This window comes from Yoonia sp. R78084, assembly GCF_044595625.1.
Lineage (GTDB): Bacteria > Pseudomonadota > Alphaproteobacteria > Rhodobacterales > Rhodobacteraceae > Yoonia.
Genome location: NZ_CP138993.1, coordinates 2,168,079 through 2,184,244, shown reverse-complemented (window position 1 = coordinate 2,184,244; position 16,166 = coordinate 2,168,079). Strand labels below are relative to the sequence as shown.

Below are 16,166 nucleotides of genomic sequence, written 5' to 3'. Positions count from 1 at the left end.
ACCCTGATCAATCAGCCGTCCGGATTGACCAATGGCACGGCACAAAACCGGCCGCGTTCGAAAAGGTGTCAACCGGTGCAGGTCTGCACGGCAGCAAAGGTGTTGCGTGCTGCCATGATCATCTGGTGATTGTTTGGGGCCTTAAACCCCCAGACAATGCCGCATGATCGCCTTTTGCGCATGCAGCCGGTTTTCGGCCTCGTCAAAGATCACAGAATGGGGGCCATCCATCACGCTGCTTGTCGCCTCGTCATCGCGGTGCGCAGGCAGGCAGTGCATGAAGAGCGCGTTGTCCTTGGCCTTGGCCATCAGCGCGTCATTCACCTGATAGCCGCGCAACTGGTTGTGCCGCCGCTCGCGTGCGGATTGCGGGTCGTGCATGCTGACCCAAGTATCGGTCACCACCAGATCGGCGCCCTGCACAGCCTCATTGGGGTCACGCACGGTTGTATAGAGCCCGTCCAGCGCAGGTTCTGGATCAAGCGGCGGCGGCCCGGTAAAGACCAGATCGAACTCAAACTGTTTGGCGGCATGGGCGAAGCTTGCAAAGACGTTGTTGCCGTCGCCTGACCAGACAACCTTTTTGCCCTTGATCGGGCCGTTATGTTCCTCAAACGTCATGATATCGGCCATGATCTGGCAAGGGTGCGTGCGGTTGGTCAGCCCGTTGATGACCGGCACAGTGGCATATTCGGCCATATCTAGCAGCGTTTGTTCCTCGAATGTGCGGATCATGATCAGATCGACATAGCGCGACAGGACCCGTGCGGTATCGGCAATTGTCTCGCCATGGCCCAATTGCATATCCGCCCCCGACAGCACCATGGTCTGCCCGCCCATCTGGCGCACACCCACATCGAAAGACACGCGGGTCCGTGTTGAGGGCTTTTCAAAAATCAGCGCCACCATATGCCCCGCGAGCGGCTGTTCGGCGTCCGGCGTGCCCTTGGGCAGACCGGCGCGGGCGGTTTTCATCGCTTTGGCATTGTCGATGATGTTGCGCAGCGCATCGGTGGGGGTCGTATGGATATCAAGAAAATGGGTCATGTGTTTCGCTTTTGTTGGGCCGTATCCGACCAGTCAGTTCAGAGATGGGTCATTACCTGGACAAGGCGTCCTTCGGCTGTCGTGGTCAGTCGTCGGTTCATGAAACCGGCCTGCTTATAGATCGTGATGGTGCGGGTGTCGGTCGTCCCCGGTGCCACGGCCACCATGGGGTATTTCAGGCGCAGGCTGCGTATATACGCTTCGATATAGCCGACAGAATGGCCCTGTCCCATGAAATCGCTATCGCCGACAAAGGTGGCCATGACCCGCGCGCCAAACGGCAGGTCCGCATATTGGGGCATCTCAAAGGCGCGGGCGTCGTGATCGTGGATATAGGCAAAGGGGTGGTCGATCAGGCTCACCACCCGCATGTCAATCGCGGCACTGTCCATGTCTCTTTCCATCAGCGCAATTTGCTTGTCCGCATCGGGCCACCAGACTTTGACGTGCGCCGTCTGTAACCAGCGGCGCATCAAAGGCAGGTCTGCCTCGGTCAGGTGGCGGAACGTGTAATTACGCATTGGCCTCCTTTACATGGGATGCCGCAGCATCAAGCTTCTCCACCGCCAGCGCGATATCGTCGTCGGTGATATTCAGCGCGGGCAGAAGACGCACGACATTGTCCGCCGCAGGCACCGTCAGCACCCCTTGGGCAAATCCCGCCGCGACCACATCGCTGTTTACGGCCTTGCATTTCAGGCCAAGCATGAGCCCCGATCCGCGCACGGCTTCGAACACATCCGGATGTGCCGCCACCAGCCCTTCGAGCTTTTGGCGCATCATCCCCGCCTTGCGGTTCACCTCGGCCAGAAAGGCATCGTCGCCCACGATCTCCATCACCTTGGCGCCCACGGCACAGGCCAGAGGGTTGCCGCCGTAGGTGGACCCATGCGTGCCTGCCGTCATGCCAGATGCCGCATTCTCCGTGGCCAGTACAGCGCCCAGCGGAAAGCCCCCGCCAATGCCCTTGGCGACCATCATGATATCAGGTGCGATGCCCGCCCATTCATGGGCAAAAAGTTTACCGGTCCGGCCCATGCCGCACTGCACTTCATCCAGGATCAACAGGATGCCGTGTTGGTCGCACAGATCGCGCAACCCTTTCAGACAGACATCCGGCAAAGGGCGGATGCCGCCTTCGCCCTGCACCGGCTCGACCATGATCGCCGCGATCTTGTCCGAGACCGCGGCCTTCAGCGCATCGTGGTCACCAAATTCCAGATGGGTGAAACCGGGCAACAACGGGCCAAAGCCCTTGGTCATCTTCTCGGATCCTGCCGCCGCAATCCCTGCACTGGAGCGGCCATGGAACGATCCCGAAAAGGTGATGATTTCGGTCCGTTCGGGCTGGCCTTTGTCGTACCAGAATTTGCGGGCCATTTTGACGGCCAGCTCGCAGGCCTCGGTGCCGGAGTTGGTGAAAAACACCGTATCGGCAAAAGTCTGTGCCACCAGCGCATCGGCCAGCTGTTGCTGGGCGGGAATATTATACAGGTTCGACACATGCCACAGCGCCTGCGCCTGCGCGGTCAGTGCTGCGACCAGAGCAGGGTTGGCATGCCCCAGCGCATTCACGGCAATCCCCGCACCCAGATCCAGAAAGCGCCGTCCATCTGCTTCCGTCAACCAAGAGCCTTCGCCGGAAACGAAAGTCAGCGGTGCGCGTGAATAGGTTGGCAGAATAGATGGGATCATGGCGATCTTCCTCAAAGGTAAGCCCGATTGGTGCAGGACCAAGCGAGAGCTGTCAATAATGTTAGGGGTTTACGATGGACGTGGCAAAGGGCGGCGCAGGTTAGCGTCGGCGTCGGCTCTCGAATGTTGCACAGGTCATCATGTGGCCCTGATAACGTAGTCTTCATTACGAGGGAAGCCGCAAAAACCGCCGTTTGCTGTTGTGGCATCACGATCTGTCTTGCGCGGTTCACCGAACAGGTTCAATGAGCGGGCATGACCCTGCGTGCCGCCAACCCGCCTCTTGCTATTGCCTTCATGCTGACGGCCACTGCGTTTATTGCGGCGACGATGGTTATGGCAAAATCCTTGGGCACCGATACTTTGGGCCCGCCCTTGCACCCTTTGCAAATCAGCCATGGCCGTTTTTTGTTTGCATTTATCGCGATTGCTACAGCGGCTGCAGTGCTGCGGCCGAGGATTGCACAGCCGAACCTGAAGCTACATTTTGGCCGGACGCTCTTTGGTTGGGGTGGTGTGACCTTCATGTTTTCAGCCGTGGCCTTTATTCCGCTGTCAGATGCTACGGCGATCAGCTTTCTCAATCCTGTGTTCGGCATGCTTCTTGCTATTCCGCTGCTGGGTGAACGTGTCGGGCCGTGGCGCTGGTTTGCAGCCGCCACCGCCTTGCTTGGCGCGCTGATCTTGCTGAGGCCCGGCCCCGAGAGCTTTCAACTGGCCGGTTTGCTGGCACTGGGGGCCGCGCTTTTGATGGGGATGGAGTTGATATTCATCAAGAAACTCGCCAACCGCGAACCGGGGTTCCAGATCTTGCTGATCAACAACGCGATCGGGCTGAGTATCGCAACACTGGCAGTCCTGCCCGTCTGGGTGCCACCAACGGGCGCACAATGGGGCGCGCTGGCGGCGTTGGGGGTGTTGATGGCCACCGCGCAGGCGTGCTTTGTGAACGCCATGGCGCGTGCAGATGCGAGCTTCATCACGCCCTTCAGCTATGTCACGCTGATTTTTGCCGGTCTTTATGATTTGCTGCTTTTCGATGTCTGGCCGGACTGGATCAGCATCCTCGGCGCGCTTATTATCCTCGGTGGCGCATCGCTCTTGGCCTGGCGTGAACGGCGGGCCCGCTTTGTGCGCTGAGCGTGCAATACCCCTTTACCTTGGACAAATTAACGCCATCTTCTGTCAATAGATGAAAAACATGAGTGATGTTTACGAGTACCGTCGCGCGCCGAACAAGGGGCCAATCTGGCTCGCCTTTTTTGGCGTGGTTTTGCTGCTTGTCGCCATCATCTACTTTGAAGCCACGCAATTTCAGGCCCTTGCATGGGTGTTCGGTGCCGTTTTGATAGCGTGGATGCTGCTGCCGCAACCTGTCTCCGGTGTGCGGATCGACGCAGACTATCTGACCCTTGCCGCATGGCGCGACCCCAGGCCGATCCCGCTTGATAATATCGCACATTTACGCGTCAGCGAAGCGGGGCTGGATACCGAAGTGGCGATTGTTTATCGCGATGGCACCGTCGAGGATATCTTCTCGGGCGACCTGCCTGATATCGACACCTTGATTGCCGTACTGGCAGAGCGCGGCATACCGGTGCGCGACGTCTCTTAGGCTTTGAGCCGATAGCCTGTGTGCATCCAGCGCAAACAAATCCCCAAGACCACGACACAGGCCGCCGAAACCACGACAAGCCCCACCCAAGGGCTACTGTCGCTGACGCCGATCATGCCAAATCGCACCCCGTCAATGATGTAAAAGAACGGATTGGCGTGGCTGAGCGTTTGCATGAAGGCAGGTAGCGCCTCGATCGAATAGAAGGTGCCTGACAGGAACGCCAAAGGTGTGACAAGAAAGTTCGAAATCGCTGAGAGCTGGTCGAATTTATTGGCAAAAATTCCTGCAATCAGGCCCAAGCCGCCCATCAGGACCGACCCAAGCACCACAAAGACGACGACCCAGATCGGTGACTGCATCCCTACGCCCAAAAACAGAGCCGATCCCGCAGCAATCACAATCGCGACCAATCCACCGCGTGCCACCGCCCCGCCGATATAGCCTGTCACCAACTCTCCCGCTGACAAAGGCGGCATAAGCGTATCGACGATATTGCCCTGCACCTTGGCGGAGGCAAGGCTGGAGGAGGTATTGGCAAAGGCGTTCTGGATGACCGTCATGGTCAGGATGCCGGGTGCCAGAAACACCATGAAGGGCACGCCCATCACATCGCCGCGCTGTGACCCGATCGCGATGGTGAAAATCAGCAGGAACAGCCCCGCATTGATCAAAGGGGCCATCACAGTCTGTGACCAGACATTCATAAAGCGGCTGATCTCGCGCCGGACCAATGTCCAGGTTCCCAACCAATTCACGCGCCCGAAGCGCCGCACACCCATCTGGTTCATATCTTGCATCACAGCCATCCTTTGCAGCACCCTGACATAGTGGATTTCACCGCAATGGCCAGCCCTGCGGTGTGCGCTGCACGACAAGATCACGAAAAGCCGCGTCACTGCCTTCACATCACCCGCAGCAGTGTTTAATATAGGGACAACTTGATGAAGAAGGCCCGATCCGTATATGACGGATCTTCGCCGAAAAACCAAAGGAACAGATATGTCCTGGACAGACGAGCGCGTTGAGACGCTCAAGAAGATGTGGGGCGAAGGCCAGTCCGCAAGCCAGATCGCCAAAGAACTTGGCGGGGTGACCCGCAATGCCGTAATCGGTAAGGTACATCGCTTGGGATTGTCCAATAGGGCAGGTTCGGCCGGGGCTGCGGCCAAAGTAGCACCAAAAGAAAAACCGGCGGCGGCACCCGCTGCTGCGGCGAAACCGGCGGCCAAGCCTGCAGCACCCAAACCCAAGGCGGCACCCGCCTCGACACCGCCCAAAGAAGAGCCCGAGCTTGACGAGAACGGCATCCCGATTTCGGCTGCGCGCCGCGCGATCATTCCGGCAGGGCAACCTTTGCCGCCGCAGCCTTCGGCCAATGAGATTAGCCCCGAGGCACTGGCCAAAGTCAGTGAAGTCGAAAAGACAGCCAAGCGGTTGACCTTGATGGAACTGACGGAAAAAACCTGCAAATGGCCGGTGGGCGATCCCGCCACTGATGATTTCTGGTTCTGCGGATTGGCTGTGCAACAGGGCAAGCCCTATTGCGAAGCCCATGTTGGCGTCGCGTTCCAGCCCATGTCCTCGCGCCGCGACCGCCGCCGCTAAGGTGATGTAAGGTAAGGCAGATTATGATCTGCCCTCGCCGCAAAGGCCGCCCTCAGGGGCGGCTTTTTGCGTGCTGCGGGACGCGTCTGAATGTCGGAAAAGATGGTCGATGCTGCGAAGCGATTGCGGCCACCTGCAAGGCAGCAGGCAAAGCCTACTTCAGCGCGCCCAAAAACGCCCGCAAGCCCACATCATCGACCTTTTTGGCCGCCTTTTTCAGCGGCACCCATTTGCGCTTGCGCAGGCCCGCTTCGGGGTAGGTCTTGGTCATCTGTTTCACGTCGATCCGGTACACGCTGACATGGCAGGGCACGACCCGTCCGTCTTCAAAGCGTTTCTCGGTGACATAGCCGCCAATCGGGGCCTTGCTGACTTTGCCTTTGCGCAAACCCGCTTCTTCCCAGGCTTCGATTTTGGCGGTTTCGGCATCGGTGTGACCGTCCATCGGCCAGCCCTTGGGCACGATCCAGCGACCACGCGAGGATTTCACCAGGAGTACCTCTTTTCCGTCCTTTCCGTCGCGCAAGCAAAGCGCACCGACCTGCGTGATCGCAGTCGGGTCGACGACACAGACCTCACGGCCCGTCCAAAAAGAGCGGTCTAGATTACTCATATACCTGCCAATGGCGTGTTTTTATTAGGTTCTCACTAACACAAAGCGAATCGATGCGCAAATGGTGTCAGGTGCCGCGCGGTTTGGCACGCAGGGTGGGGTCTGCCTGTGTCGGGTCTTCGGGCCAAGGATGGCGGGGGTAGCGGCCACGCATATCACGGCGGACATCCGCATAGGAGCTGGCCCAGAAGCCAACGATGTCTTGCGTGACCTGCACGGGCTTTTGCCCCGGTGACAAGAGTGTGACTCTCAAAGGTGTTCGCCCCACTATAGGATGCGTGGTGACGCCGAACATTTCCTGCAGGCGCAGGGTGATGCCGGGGGCGTCGCCATCGTAGTCAATCGGGATCTTGCGCCCCAGCGGTGTTTCGAAATGTGCGGGCGCGGCACGGTCAAGGCGCTGCATCTGGTCCCAGTCCAGCATGGCACGCAGGGCTGGCAGGATATCAAAGCGTTTCCAGTCCTCTGCGCTGCGCACACCGGTCAGGTGCGGGAGCAGCCAGTCTTCCAGCGTGTTCAGTAGCGTTGCATCGTCCATTGCGGGCAGGTCTTCAACCAATGCCACCCTTGCGCGGAACCGGTCCGCGGCGGGCGAGGGGCGCAGGCCCAACTGGCGCACACCTTCGAGCATGGCTTGTGCTATGGCCTCATCCGGCGCATCCGACCATTGCCGGTCATCCAGTGCCAACGCGCCAAACCGTTCCTGCTGGCGGGTGAGGACCTTGCGGTCGCGTTTGGACCATTCACAGATATCCGCCCACGCGATCTGGTCTGCAAAGAGGTCGCGCAATTCGCGTTCCGTGAGCGTGACAGCCTGCCTGATGCGGGCCTCGCGGGTGTCGCCGTCAAGATCGGTGGCCACGATCAGCCGCGCCCCCGCTATCGGGTCGGCGGCATCAAGCACGGCCCCTTTGCCGCCTGAGAGCACATAGCGCGGGTCATCGCCTTTGCGCCGCAGGCCTATACGGTCAGGGTAGGCGAGGGCGGCTTGCTGGCCAAGGCTGAGCGGGGCTTTGTCGGGCAGGCCTTTGGTCAGGCGGGGAATTTCGGATTTGATTTGCGCCAGTGCCGCAGGGTGCGTGGTGCCGGGCCCGTCGTAGCGCCCCTTCAGTGCCGCGATGCGCAGCGCCAGATCAACCGGCGCGCCGCGCAACGGATCGCGCGCGGCCAGCAGGGCGGCGAGCGGGGCTGCAGCTTTGCCAGCGATTTGCAGTATATGGGCCAAACGCGGGTGCAGTGGCAGGGCAGCAAGGGCGCGGCCATGTGGCGTGATCCGTCCTGCGCTGTCGAGCGCGCCCAAGCTGTGCAAGAGTGTCCGTGCTTCGGCCAAGGCGCCTGGGGGCGGAGGGGTCAGAAATGCAAGATCATCGCTCCCCCAGACGGCCAGTTCCAATGCGAGGCTCGCCAGATCAGCGGCCTCGATTTCGGCAGGCGCGAAGGCGGGGAGCGCCCCGTGCTCGCCTTTGGTCCAAAGGCAATAGGCGTCGCCGGGGGCCACGCGGCCTGCGCGGCCTGCGCGTTGGGTGGCTTCGGCTTTGCTGACTTTTTCGGTGACCAACCGCGACATGCCCGAGCTTGGATCAAACCGCGCGCGGCGGGCACGGCCAGCATCGACGACCACGCGGATATCTTCGATGGTGAGCGAGGTTTCGGCGATCGAAGTGGACAGCACAATTTTGCGCCCCTCTTTCAGCGGCACTATCGCTTTGCGTTGTTCGCTAAAGGGCAGCGCGCCGTAAAGCGGGCGGATAGTGCAGTCGGCGGGCAGGCGGTCTTGCAAAAGGGCGGCAGTCCGGCGGATTTCGCCTTCGCCGGGCAGAAAGACAAGGACGCCGCCTTGGGTTTCGGCCACGGCTGTGGTGACCAGATCGGCAGTTGCGTCTTCCAGTTTTTGTGTTTTGGGCAAAGCACGGTCAAGAAAATGGGTTGTGACAGGAAACGAGCGGCCTTCGGAGGTGATCACGGGGGCGTCATCGAGCATTGCGGCGATGGGGGCTGCGTCGAGCGTTGCGGACATGACAAGGATGATCAGGTCGGGGCGCAGCACGCTGCGGCTTTCCCATGTCAGCGCGAGGCCAAGGTCGGCGTTGAGCGAACGTTCGTGAAATTCGTCGAAGATGACGGCGCCGATGCCTGTCAGTTCAGGATCGGACTGGATCATGCGGGTCAGGATGCCTTCGGTGACCACTTCGATCCGGCGGCCGGCTTTGCTATCGCCGCGCATACGGTAACCGACGGTTTTGCCCGGTGTCTCACCCAACCCCTCGGCCAGACGCTCGGCTGCGGCGCGGGCGGCAAGCCGGCGGGGTTCGAGCATGATGATCTTGCCGGTGGTGAGCTTTGCCTCAAGCATCGCCAAGGGGACACGGGTGGTTTTGCCCGCACCCGGCGGGGCTTGCAGAACGGCACAGCCGGAGGCGGCAAGGGCCGCCATCAGTTCAGGCAGGACAGGATCAATCGGCAAGGCGGTCATGCCGCAAGCTTTGCCATAGGCCGGATCAAGACGCCACCATACATGCTGACCTATCATAGGGCGGGCCGCCGAATGGTCATAACGCCGAGCACCAGAACGAATGCTGCCGCCAGTGTCGTCAGGGCCGATTTTGCGGTCGTGGCAATGCTGGCACAGCCGACCAGGTAGGAGGAAAGCTCCGGCCAAGTCAGGATCATCGCGATTACGCCCAAGTTCTCGGCATAGTCACAGGCTGCAGCACCAATGGCAGTCACGACACCTAGCCGGACCCAGCGCCTGTAGGACAGACGTTGTTCCAGCCAGCGCAGGGTTGAAACCAGTGTCAGCGCAAGTAGCGCCGGATAGAACAGATCAAGTGGCATTTGGCGGGTCAGATAGTAGGCGCGGCCCTCCGGACCCAGACCTGCCAAGAATTGGTTTGCCTCGGAATAGGTATACCCCAGTGGGCGCATGTCGAATGGCAGATCGCCTGAAACAGCTTCGAGATGGGCGAGCGTGCCGAAGATCATGACGGCATAGACAATCAATCCAGTTACCCCAAAGACCAGGGCATTGATCCCATGTTGACGCGCTTTTCTTGCTGACTGCATTTCCAATACTCCTTGCGATGTGCCAGAACTGGCAGCATCGAAACTTGCGGGCATTATCTTTTGATAAGGATTTCGACGAAATGGATTTGATGACGTTCCTTTCGCAATCCCCGGCGATGACAATGTCCGCGGCAGGTGCGGAGTTCGCCGCGTTGTGGAAGACGCGTTTGATCAGGAAGGGTGCCTTTCTCACCCAGCAAGGCGAGAAAGAAACGCAGGAATACGTCCTTTTGGACGGGTGTGCGACCAGCCAAATCCACGCGTCTGATGGAACCGCTGTTTGCGTCGGTCTTTATCATGGCCCATCGGTCATAACGCCACATATCGCCCGCACCAAGGCGCAGCTTTCGCGGGTCGCAATAGAAGCGACGACTGATCTACTGGTTGCGCAGATGGATGCCGAACGCCTTGTGGAAGAGATGATCAGGGCCGAACCTGTGCGCAACTGGGCAAATGCCATTTTGCAGGATGCGCTGGCGCGTAAAGCAGATCGTGAATGGTGTCTTGCCGCGCTACGTGGGGCCGATCGACTAGCGTGGTTTCGCGATAATTACCCGGGATATGAGGCCCTGTTTGTCCACACGTCGATTGCATCGTTCCTGGGCGTGACGCCTGTGACGCTCAGCAGGTTGCGGAGACAACAGCGATAACAGCGGCCTGTCGTACAAGATAGAAAAACCCGGCCGCTTGCACGACCGGGTTCGAATCTGTCTCAAGCAAGAACGGCTTAGGCAGCAGTTGCCTTGACGATCTCTTTCTTGATTTTCAGCGCCTCAGCGGAAAGCTCTGCGTCTTTCGCTTTCGCCATGAATGCGTCCAGACCACCGCGGTGATCAACAGTACGCAGTGCCGCGTTGGAGATTTTCAGCTTGAAAGACCGGCCCAGCACATCGGACATCAAAGTGACGTCCTGCAGGTTTGGCAAAAAACGGCGGCGGGTACGGTTCTTGGCGTGGCTGACATTGTTGCCAGACATCGGGCCTTTTCCAGTCAGTTCGCAACGGCGCGACATGAGCGTTATCCTTGTTCTTTGGACATCCGCCACCCGGGTGGTGGGGTATCCTGTGATACGGGTTATGGACCCCGCATCGGCAGGGTCGTGAATAAGATTAGCGCGAGATAGGCGGATTCCTTGATCCCGTCAACCGCTTTGCCGCGTGAAGGGTCAGGTTTCTGACCCCGTTTTGCCCGCGTCACCACCAAGCCGCAAACGCAATGGCCCCAAGACCTGTTCTGCGGCGGCTGTGGGCGGGGTACGGCCGGCTTTGACGTCCGCCTCGGCGGCCTTCATGCAGGCGGCGGTTTGCGGATCATTTTGTATCATATCCAGCAGGCCGTTGCGGACGTCTTCGCCGAACCAATAGGCCGCTTGTGCCTCGCGCGTGGCCGTCCAGATGCTGTTGTCACGCCGCCACTGGATCAGCGTTTCCATTTCCTTCCACGCAGCCTCTAGCCCCTCGACTTCAAGTGCGGAAATCGTGAGCGCTTTGGGGAAGCCGTCAGGATCCTGTGCGCGTTTGCGCAACAGCCGCAGCGCGCCCGCATAGTCGGCGCAGGTGCGCATCGCTTGCGGCTTCAGATCGCCATCGGCTTTGTTGACGAGGATCAGGTCAGCCATTTCCATGATGCCACGCTTGACGCCTTGCAATTCGTCCCCGCCCGCAGGGGCAAGCAGCAGCACAAAGAGATCGGCCATCTGTGCCACAACAGTCTCTGACTGTCCGACGCCCACGGTTTCGATCAGCACAACGTCGAACCCTGCCGCTTCGCAGAGTGCCACCGCTTCGCGCGAGCGGCGGGCGACACCGCCCAACTGGGTCTGGCTGGGCGAGGGGCGGATAAAGGCGTTTGGATCGCGGGCCAGATGGTCCATGCGGGTCTTGTCGCCCAGGATCGACCCGCCGGAGCGCGCAGAGGAGGGATCAACAGCCAGCACCGCCACGCGTTTGCCCATGCCGGTTAACATCAGCCCGAAACTTTCGATGAATGTGGATTTGCCCACACCTGGGGTGCCTGAGAGGCCGATCCGCAGGGCCTGTTTTCCGGTGCCCAGCGTCTCGAGTAACGACAACGCATCGGCGCGGTGGTCCGCACGGCCGCTTTCCACCAGCGTAATGGCGCGCGCCAGTGCGCGTCTGTCGCCGCTCTGCACGCCTTGGGCCAAGGCCTTGATATCTGTGGTCCTGCTCATGGCACCTTTCTTATCCGGTAGGGGCCAAAGGTCCAGCCCTCAGCGCAGCTCTGCCACCCATGCAGGCACGACCTGTGTGGCAGGCCCGAAGCGATGCGCGTCAAATGCGTTTGCCCGCGCCGAGGGTTCCAGATTGATCTCCAGCGTCTGCCCCTGTGCCAGTTCCACCAGACCGGCGGCGGGGTAGACTTCGGCCGAGGTGCCGATTGCCACAAAAAGATCGGCGGTCGCGACCGCTTGGGCGATTGCATCCATGTGATAGGGGATTTCGCCGAACCAGACGACATCGGGGCGTGTGGCTTTTGCGGAGCAGGCGGGGCAGGGGTCTTGCGGGGACATGACAAGGGGCGCGTCCCAGCGTGCATCGCATTGTGCACAAAGCGCGCGCATCAGTTCCCCGTGCATGTGGATCACATCCGGTGAACCTGCACGGTGGTGCAGATCATCAATGTTCTGGGTAATCAGCGTGACGTCATGCGCGCCTGCTGCAAGGGCGGCAAGCGCCTCATGCGCTGCATTGGGTGACGCCTCGGCGCAATTGGCACGCCTTGCATTGTAGAAATCATGGACCAACGCAGGATTGCGGGCGAAACCTTCGGGAGTTGCGACGTCGTTCAGATCGTATTGCGTCCAAAGCCCGCCTGCATCCCGGAACGTGCCAAGCCCGCTTTCTGCCGAGACACCGGCACCTGTCAGAATTGTAATCTTCATGCCCGCAGTGTGGGCGCGAATTGGCCGGTGCGGCAAGTGTTTTACCCAACTTTGTGGTCGCGGCGTTTTCGGTTTGCTAGGTTTGATGCATCACAAGGGGTTAGGAATGCGGATCGTTTTTGTTTGTCTTGGCAATATCTGCCGTTCACCCGCTGCTGAAGGGGTGATGCGCAAGCTCGCACCGCATCTGACGCTGGATAGCGCGGGCACCGGCGGCTGGCATGTGGGCGATGCCCCTTACGGGCCGATGCAAGAGGCCGCACACACGCGGGGGTATGACCTGAGCGGACTACGGGCGCGGCAGTTCACGCGCATGGATTTTGAAGATTTTGATCTGATCGTTGCGATGGACCGCCAAAACAAGGCCGATATCGAAAGGCTGAGACCCAAGGGCAACGTGACACCTGTCCAGTGTCTGGCCGACAAAGATGTGCCCGATCCCTATTATACAAGAGATTTCGACGGGGCGCTGGCGATGATCGAGCGCGCGGCTAAGCGTCTATTGGCTGACATATCTCGGCGGCGAGATCGGTAAAGGCGCGGTAGCGGTCCCAGAAACGTTCATCACCGGGGCGGTCGGATTGACGTGTGTCCTGTGCCAGTTGTGGGTCTGCGAAAAAGCCGACCACGCGGGCCTGGTCGCTGCCCGAGAGGGATTGGTTGGCGACCTGTTGTATGCATGAACACAAGGCGGGTGAAGCCGCGCGACGGTCTGCGTCAAGGCATGCGCGCGAGATATCGCCGGTTGCGCCACGGCTGCCGCCGCCACAAGCTGCCACTGATGCCAAAGCACCTGCCATCAAGAAATACCGCATTTGCCTATCCTCTGCCCGGCCCCCGGGTTTGCCCCGGATGATCCATATTCGCGTCTGGGGTGTAATTTAGCCGATGCAGGGTGCAAAGCAACGATCCATTTTCGCGATGCGGCACAGCACCGCGTCTTCTGGAGATGCAATTGGGCCAAAGGGGGGGCTACTGCATCATCATCTCATGGACTGCAGCCATGCCGCGGTCGGACATTGCAGTCACCTCGGCTGCGTGTTCATGCAGGGCGGCGACAAGGATGGGGTCCAGTGCTGTCTGCGTCACTACAATGCCATCTTCAGTGACGGCTATATCGGTGTCGATTTCGTCGCCGCGCGCAAAAAAGATATCCAGCGTGCCGCTTTGGATCAGGACCTCAGGGTCGTCCTTGTTTTCGACGCGGGCGATCATACCAATGACATGGCTTACCAGCTGATCCATCACTTCCGGATCCGAAGAGCGTGTCACTGTTGTGATCCCGTCCGGCAGGTTGGTGACTTCGCGCGTGATGGTTTCAAAATTGCGGAACATGACCGCAAGTTCGTTACTTTCTTCTTGTGTCGCGTTTCGGCCCTGCAGGCCCGGCATGTTCACCTCATCATGTCCCGTCCCGTCGGCACCGTGCATGTGCCCGCCGCCAGCCATGTGGTGTGACAGGAAGTAGAAGGTATTTGTACGCCACAAAGCGAGGCCGCCGACCGCGACAGCCAGTACGACTGTGAGTGCAATGACGATACGGGGCTGGCCGAATTTCATGAGTGGGGATGTCATCTGGGTTCCGATATGTTTGCGCGCTGCCCTGACCCCTATCACGAATTTCGTGGCGGGTGTGTTTTTCTAGGCCCAATCGTCGGGTGACAGACCAAGCGTCTTGATCCGCGAATAGAGCGTTGTTGGTTTGACGCCCAAAAGTGCTGCCGCCCCGTTGGGACCTGACACGCGACCGTTGGTTTCCTGCAGGCAGGCAATTGTGTTGGCGACGCGGATTTGTTCGATATCCGCCTCGCTCAGCAGTGTCGTGATCTTGCGCGTGGCGGGTGCCGCGTCGGGGTGGATATCGACCACGAGCTTTTCGCCCTGCGATACGATCGCGCCGCGCTCGATCACATTGGCCAGTTCGCGCACGTTTCCGGGCCAGTCGTATTGCTGCAGGGTGCGGATTGTCCCTTCGGTGATGATGGGCGGCGTGCGGCTCAGCCGTTTACACACGAGATTGAGGAAATGCGCGGCCAGCAGTGGAATGTCGTCGGGGCGTTCGCGCAGGGGCGTGCAGTGGATCGGGAAAACATTCAGAAAGAACACGAGTTCCGGCCGCATTCGTCCGGCCTGCACCTCGCGGTCAAGGTTCCGGCTGGTGGAGGCGACGACACGCAATTCAAGACTGCGCGCGCGGTCATCGCCCAGTCGTGTGACCCTGCGGTTTTGCAGCGCGTCGAGCAGTTGGCCTTGCTGTTCCAGTGGAATATCGGCGACTTCATCAAGGAATAGCGTGCCGCCATGGGCCAGTTCCAGCTTGCCGGGTTTGTCGCGTAATGCGCCTGTGAAGGCCCCGCGCACATGGCCGAAGAGTTCACTTTCAAACATATCGGGCGTGACCGAGCCGCATTTGAAGTGGATCAGGGGCCGCCGCCGCCTGTCGCTGTCGTTATGGATGGCCGAGGCGACCATGGCTTTGCCGGTACCGCTTTCGCCGGTGATCAGCACATTGGCCTGCGTGCGCGACACCATTTCCACCCGTTGCAGGATTTGCTGGATCGCGGGCGATTGGCCGACAACATCATGGTGTGCGCGTTCAATACTGATGGCCTCTTGCAGGTAGGCATTTTCCTGTTCGAGCCGGTCACGCAGTGCCGCGACCTGATCCATCGCTTCGCGCAGTTTGCGTTCGTTTTCCCACCGCTCGGTAATGTCGCGGAAGATGACCACCGCACCGGCCAGTTTCTGGCCCTCGTAGATCGGGGTCGAGACGTATTCGACACGGATGGGTTTGCCGTCCTTGCGCCAGAACACCTCGTCCTCGATCCGGTTGACCTGTTCATAGCGGAAGGATTGATAGATCGGGCATTCATGCGACGGGTAAACCTCACCATCCAGATGGTGGTGGTGGATCTTGGTGTGGATGTCTTCGCCAAGAAGGTCTTCATCCGTCCAGCCCAGCATTTCCTGTGCGGCACGATTCACAAAGGTTGTCTTGCCGTCGGCGTTGACCCCGTAGATCCCTTCGCCCGCCGCATTCAGGATCAGCTGGTTTTGCCGTTCGAGTTCGGAAAAGAACGCCTGTGCGCGCTGCCATTCCAGAATACCACCGTTATACATGCTTGCCGCCTGTACCGCCTCGGCGCGACGCTCGAGGGCTGCAAGATCGGTGATCTGCAGCGTGAGTGTCTTGCCGTCAGAGCGGCCGTTGATTTCGCAATTTATGCGGTCATTTTCGCGGGTGCGTAAAATAATGCGCCGTGTCCATGCCTCTCCGCGGTAGATGACTTCATCAACAAACAGGATCATGTGCGGCACATCATCTGCCACGAGATTGGAAAAGCGTGAGCCGACCAAAGACGGGTCTTTGAGCAGCGCATGGGCCTGCGGAGTGGCGGCCAGAATCTCGTCTGTGTCGAGATCAAGGATCAGCGTTGCGCCGAATGCGCCGGCAAGACGGGAATCAGGGGTGCGGTCTTGTATGTTCATTTTCCAATCGAAGCGGACATCGGGGTATGTGGCAATACGAAAAATCGTAATTTACGATAAATCGTAATATTTTGATTGTAGGAAGGTGCCTTAACATATTGTTATAAAATGAAATTATAGAATTTATTTTTTCC

At 59.5% G+C, this 16,166-nt stretch carries 18 protein-coding genes; 5 read left to right on the top strand and 13 right to left on the bottom strand.

Translation table 11 applies throughout. The features are described 5' to 3' along the window. Nucleotides 1-141: 141 nt before the first annotated feature. The 3 genes from argF to SJY29_RS11065 are packed head-to-tail and all read right to left on the bottom strand — an operon-like array spanning nucleotide 142 to nucleotide 2,742. A complete protein-coding gene (gene argF, locus SJY29_RS11075) occupies nucleotides 142-1,047 on the bottom strand; it encodes an ornithine carbamoyltransferase (protein WP_110278428.1) in 906 nt (301 codons plus the stop codon). A gap of 38 nt (nucleotides 1,048-1,085) precedes the next feature. Further along, nucleotides 1,086-1,568, bottom strand: coding sequence for a GNAT family N-acetyltransferase (locus tag SJY29_RS11070; protein WP_400082868.1), 483 nt, complete (start codon nucleotides 1,566-1,568; stop codon nucleotides 1,086-1,088). Next, nucleotides 1,561-2,742, bottom strand: a complete 1,182-nt coding sequence (locus SJY29_RS11065) for an aspartate aminotransferase family protein (protein ID WP_400082866.1) — start codon at nucleotides 2,740-2,742, stop codon at nucleotides 1,561-1,563. The genes SJY29_RS11070 and SJY29_RS11065 overlap by 8 nt, the downstream gene beginning before the upstream one ends. 255 nt (nucleotides 2,743-2,997) lie before the next feature. On the opposite strand from SJY29_RS11065, the gene SJY29_RS11060 reads away from it, so the two are divergent. Further along, complete coding sequence (locus tag SJY29_RS11060) at nucleotides 2,998-3,882, top strand: DMT family transporter (RefSeq protein WP_400082864.1); 885 nt, start codon at nucleotides 2,998-3,000, stop codon at nucleotides 3,880-3,882. Nucleotides 3,883-3,943: 61 nt separating this feature from the next. Next, on the top strand, nucleotides 3,944-4,357 hold the full coding sequence (locus tag SJY29_RS11055; protein WP_110278432.1) for a hypothetical protein: 414 nt from the start codon (nucleotides 3,944-3,946) through the stop codon (nucleotides 4,355-4,357). Here the strand turns inward: SJY29_RS11055 and SJY29_RS11050 are convergent. Next, entirely contained in the window at nucleotides 4,354-5,148 is a 795-nt protein-coding gene (locus tag SJY29_RS11050) for an ABC transporter permease (protein ID WP_400088909.1), read from the bottom strand. The genes SJY29_RS11055 and SJY29_RS11050 overlap by 4 nt on opposite strands. Nucleotides 5,149-5,359: 211 nt before the next feature. Between SJY29_RS11050 and SJY29_RS11045 the strand changes: the two genes are divergently transcribed. Continuing rightward, nucleotides 5,360-5,965 (top strand): GcrA family cell cycle regulator, encoded by a 606-nt coding sequence (locus SJY29_RS11045; protein ID WP_110278433.1) that lies wholly within the window; start codon nucleotides 5,360-5,362, stop codon nucleotides 5,963-5,965. 154 nt (nucleotides 5,966-6,119) lie between these two features. Here SJY29_RS11045 and SJY29_RS11040 read toward each other — a convergent pair whose 3' ends face one another. The 3 genes from SJY29_RS11040 to SJY29_RS11030 all read right to left on the bottom strand — a co-directional run bounded on the left by SJY29_RS11040 (nucleotide 6,120) and on the right by SJY29_RS11030 (nucleotide 9,641). Next, entirely contained in the window at nucleotides 6,120-6,578 is a 459-nt protein-coding gene (locus tag SJY29_RS11040; RefSeq protein ID WP_400082861.1) for an NUDIX hydrolase, read from the bottom strand. A 67-nt stretch (nucleotides 6,579-6,645) separates the two neighbouring features. After that, on the bottom strand, nucleotides 6,646-9,051 hold the full coding sequence (gene hrpB, locus SJY29_RS11035; RefSeq protein ID WP_400082858.1) for an ATP-dependent helicase HrpB: 2,406 nt from the start codon (nucleotides 9,049-9,051) through the stop codon (nucleotides 6,646-6,648). A 53-nt stretch (nucleotides 9,052-9,104) separates the two neighbouring features. After that, on the bottom strand, nucleotides 9,105-9,641 hold the full coding sequence (locus SJY29_RS11030; RefSeq protein WP_400082857.1) for a hypothetical protein: 537 nt from the start codon (nucleotides 9,639-9,641) through the stop codon (nucleotides 9,105-9,107). An 80-nt stretch (nucleotides 9,642-9,721) separates the two neighbouring features. Between SJY29_RS11030 and SJY29_RS11025 the strand changes: the two genes are divergently transcribed. Beyond that, a complete protein-coding gene (locus tag SJY29_RS11025) occupies nucleotides 9,722-10,291 on the top strand; it encodes a Crp/Fnr family transcriptional regulator (RefSeq protein ID WP_400082854.1) in 570 nt (189 codons plus the stop codon). Nucleotides 10,292-10,368: 77 nt separating this feature from the next. On the opposite strand, the gene rpmB is transcribed toward SJY29_RS11025, so the two are convergent. From rpmB to SJY29_RS11010, 3 genes are all read right to left on the bottom strand, one after another. Further along, the gene (gene rpmB, locus SJY29_RS11020) at nucleotides 10,369-10,653 is read right to left on the bottom strand and encodes a 50S ribosomal protein L28 (RefSeq protein ID WP_110278438.1); all 285 of its coding nucleotides are present in this window, start codon (nucleotides 10,651-10,653) and stop codon (nucleotides 10,369-10,371) included. Nucleotides 10,654-10,806: 153 nt separating this feature from the next. Next, nucleotides 10,807-11,832 (bottom strand): methylmalonyl Co-A mutase-associated GTPase MeaB, encoded by a 1,026-nt coding sequence (gene meaB / locus SJY29_RS11015; protein WP_400082852.1) that lies wholly within the window; start codon nucleotides 11,830-11,832, stop codon nucleotides 10,807-10,809. A 39-nt stretch (nucleotides 11,833-11,871) separates the two neighbouring features. Further along, nucleotides 11,872-12,543: an NAD-dependent deacylase gene (locus SJY29_RS11010; RefSeq protein WP_400082850.1), complete on the bottom strand. Its 672-nt coding sequence runs from the start codon at nucleotides 12,541-12,543 to the stop codon at nucleotides 11,872-11,874. A 106-nt stretch (nucleotides 12,544-12,649) separates the two neighbouring features. On the opposite strand from SJY29_RS11010, the gene SJY29_RS11005 reads away from it, so the two are divergent. Further along, nucleotides 12,650-13,078 (top strand): low molecular weight protein-tyrosine-phosphatase, encoded by a 429-nt coding sequence (locus tag SJY29_RS11005; protein ID WP_400082848.1) that lies wholly within the window; start codon nucleotides 12,650-12,652, stop codon nucleotides 13,076-13,078. Here SJY29_RS11005 and SJY29_RS11000 read toward each other — a convergent pair. The 3 genes from SJY29_RS11000 to SJY29_RS10990 form a co-directional block, all read right to left on the bottom strand. After that, on the bottom strand, nucleotides 13,035-13,358 hold the full coding sequence (locus SJY29_RS11000; protein ID WP_400082846.1) for an arginine transporter: 324 nt from the start codon (nucleotides 13,356-13,358) through the stop codon (nucleotides 13,035-13,037). The genes SJY29_RS11005 and SJY29_RS11000 overlap by 44 nt on opposite strands. A gap of 157 nt (nucleotides 13,359-13,515) precedes the next feature. Beyond that, entirely contained in the window at nucleotides 13,516-14,118 is a 603-nt protein-coding gene (locus tag SJY29_RS10995; protein WP_400082845.1) for a hypothetical protein, read from the bottom strand. Nucleotides 14,119-14,184: 66 nt separating this feature from the next. Continuing rightward, nucleotides 14,185-16,032: a sigma-54 interaction domain-containing protein gene (locus SJY29_RS10990; protein ID WP_400082843.1), complete on the bottom strand. Its 1,848-nt coding sequence runs from the start codon at nucleotides 16,030-16,032 to the stop codon at nucleotides 14,185-14,187. Between the last annotated feature and the right edge of the window lie 134 nt (nucleotides 16,033-16,166).

Coding starts and splice junctions, on each gene's coding strand:
- argF (WP_110278428.1), bottom strand. CDS start 1,047: ATGACCCATTTTCTTGATATCCATACGACCCCCACCGATGCGCTGCGC.
- SJY29_RS11070 (WP_400082868.1), bottom strand. CDS start 1,568: ATGCGTAATTACACGTTCCGCCACCTGACCGAGGCAGACCTGCCTTTG.
- SJY29_RS11065 (WP_400082866.1), bottom strand. CDS start 2,742: ATGATCCCATCTATTCTGCCAACCTATTCACGCGCACCGCTGACTTTC.
- SJY29_RS11060 (WP_400082864.1), top strand. CDS start 2,998: ATGACCCTGCGTGCCGCCAACCCGCCTCTTGCTATTGCCTTCATGCTG.
- SJY29_RS11055 (WP_110278432.1), top strand. CDS start 3,944: ATGAGTGATGTTTACGAGTACCGTCGCGCGCCGAACAAGGGGCCAATC.
- SJY29_RS11050 (WP_400088909.1), bottom strand. CDS start 5,148: ATGAACCAGATGGGTGTGCGGCGCTTCGGGCGCGTGAATTGGTTGGGA.
- SJY29_RS11045 (WP_110278433.1), top strand. CDS start 5,360: ATGTCCTGGACAGACGAGCGCGTTGAGACGCTCAAGAAGATGTGGGGC.
- SJY29_RS11040 (WP_400082861.1), bottom strand. CDS start 6,578: ATGAGTAATCTAGACCGCTCTTTTTGGACGGGCCGTGAGGTCTGTGTC.
- hrpB (WP_400082858.1), bottom strand. CDS start 9,051: ATGACCGCCTTGCCGATTGATCCTGTCCTGCCTGAACTGATGGCGGCC.
- SJY29_RS11030 (WP_400082857.1), bottom strand. CDS start 9,641: ATGCAGTCAGCAAGAAAAGCGCGTCAACATGGGATCAATGCCCTGGTC.
- SJY29_RS11025 (WP_400082854.1), top strand. CDS start 9,722: ATGGATTTGATGACGTTCCTTTCGCAATCCCCGGCGATGACAATGTCC.
- rpmB (WP_110278438.1), bottom strand. CDS start 10,653: ATGTCGCGCCGTTGCGAACTGACTGGAAAAGGCCCGATGTCTGGCAAC.
- meaB (WP_400082852.1), bottom strand. CDS start 11,832: ATGAGCAGGACCACAGATATCAAGGCCTTGGCCCAAGGCGTGCAGAGC.
- SJY29_RS11010 (WP_400082850.1), bottom strand. CDS start 12,543: ATGAAGATTACAATTCTGACAGGTGCCGGTGTCTCGGCAGAAAGCGGG.
- SJY29_RS11005 (WP_400082848.1), top strand. CDS start 12,650: ATGCGGATCGTTTTTGTTTGTCTTGGCAATATCTGCCGTTCACCCGCT.
- SJY29_RS11000 (WP_400082846.1), bottom strand. CDS start 13,358: ATGCGGTATTTCTTGATGGCAGGTGCTTTGGCATCAGTGGCAGCTTGT.
- SJY29_RS10995 (WP_400082845.1), bottom strand. CDS start 14,118: ATGACATCCCCACTCATGAAATTCGGCCAGCCCCGTATCGTCATTGCA.
- SJY29_RS10990 (WP_400082843.1), bottom strand. CDS start 16,032: ATGAACATACAAGACCGCACCCCTGATTCCCGTCTTGCCGGCGCATTC.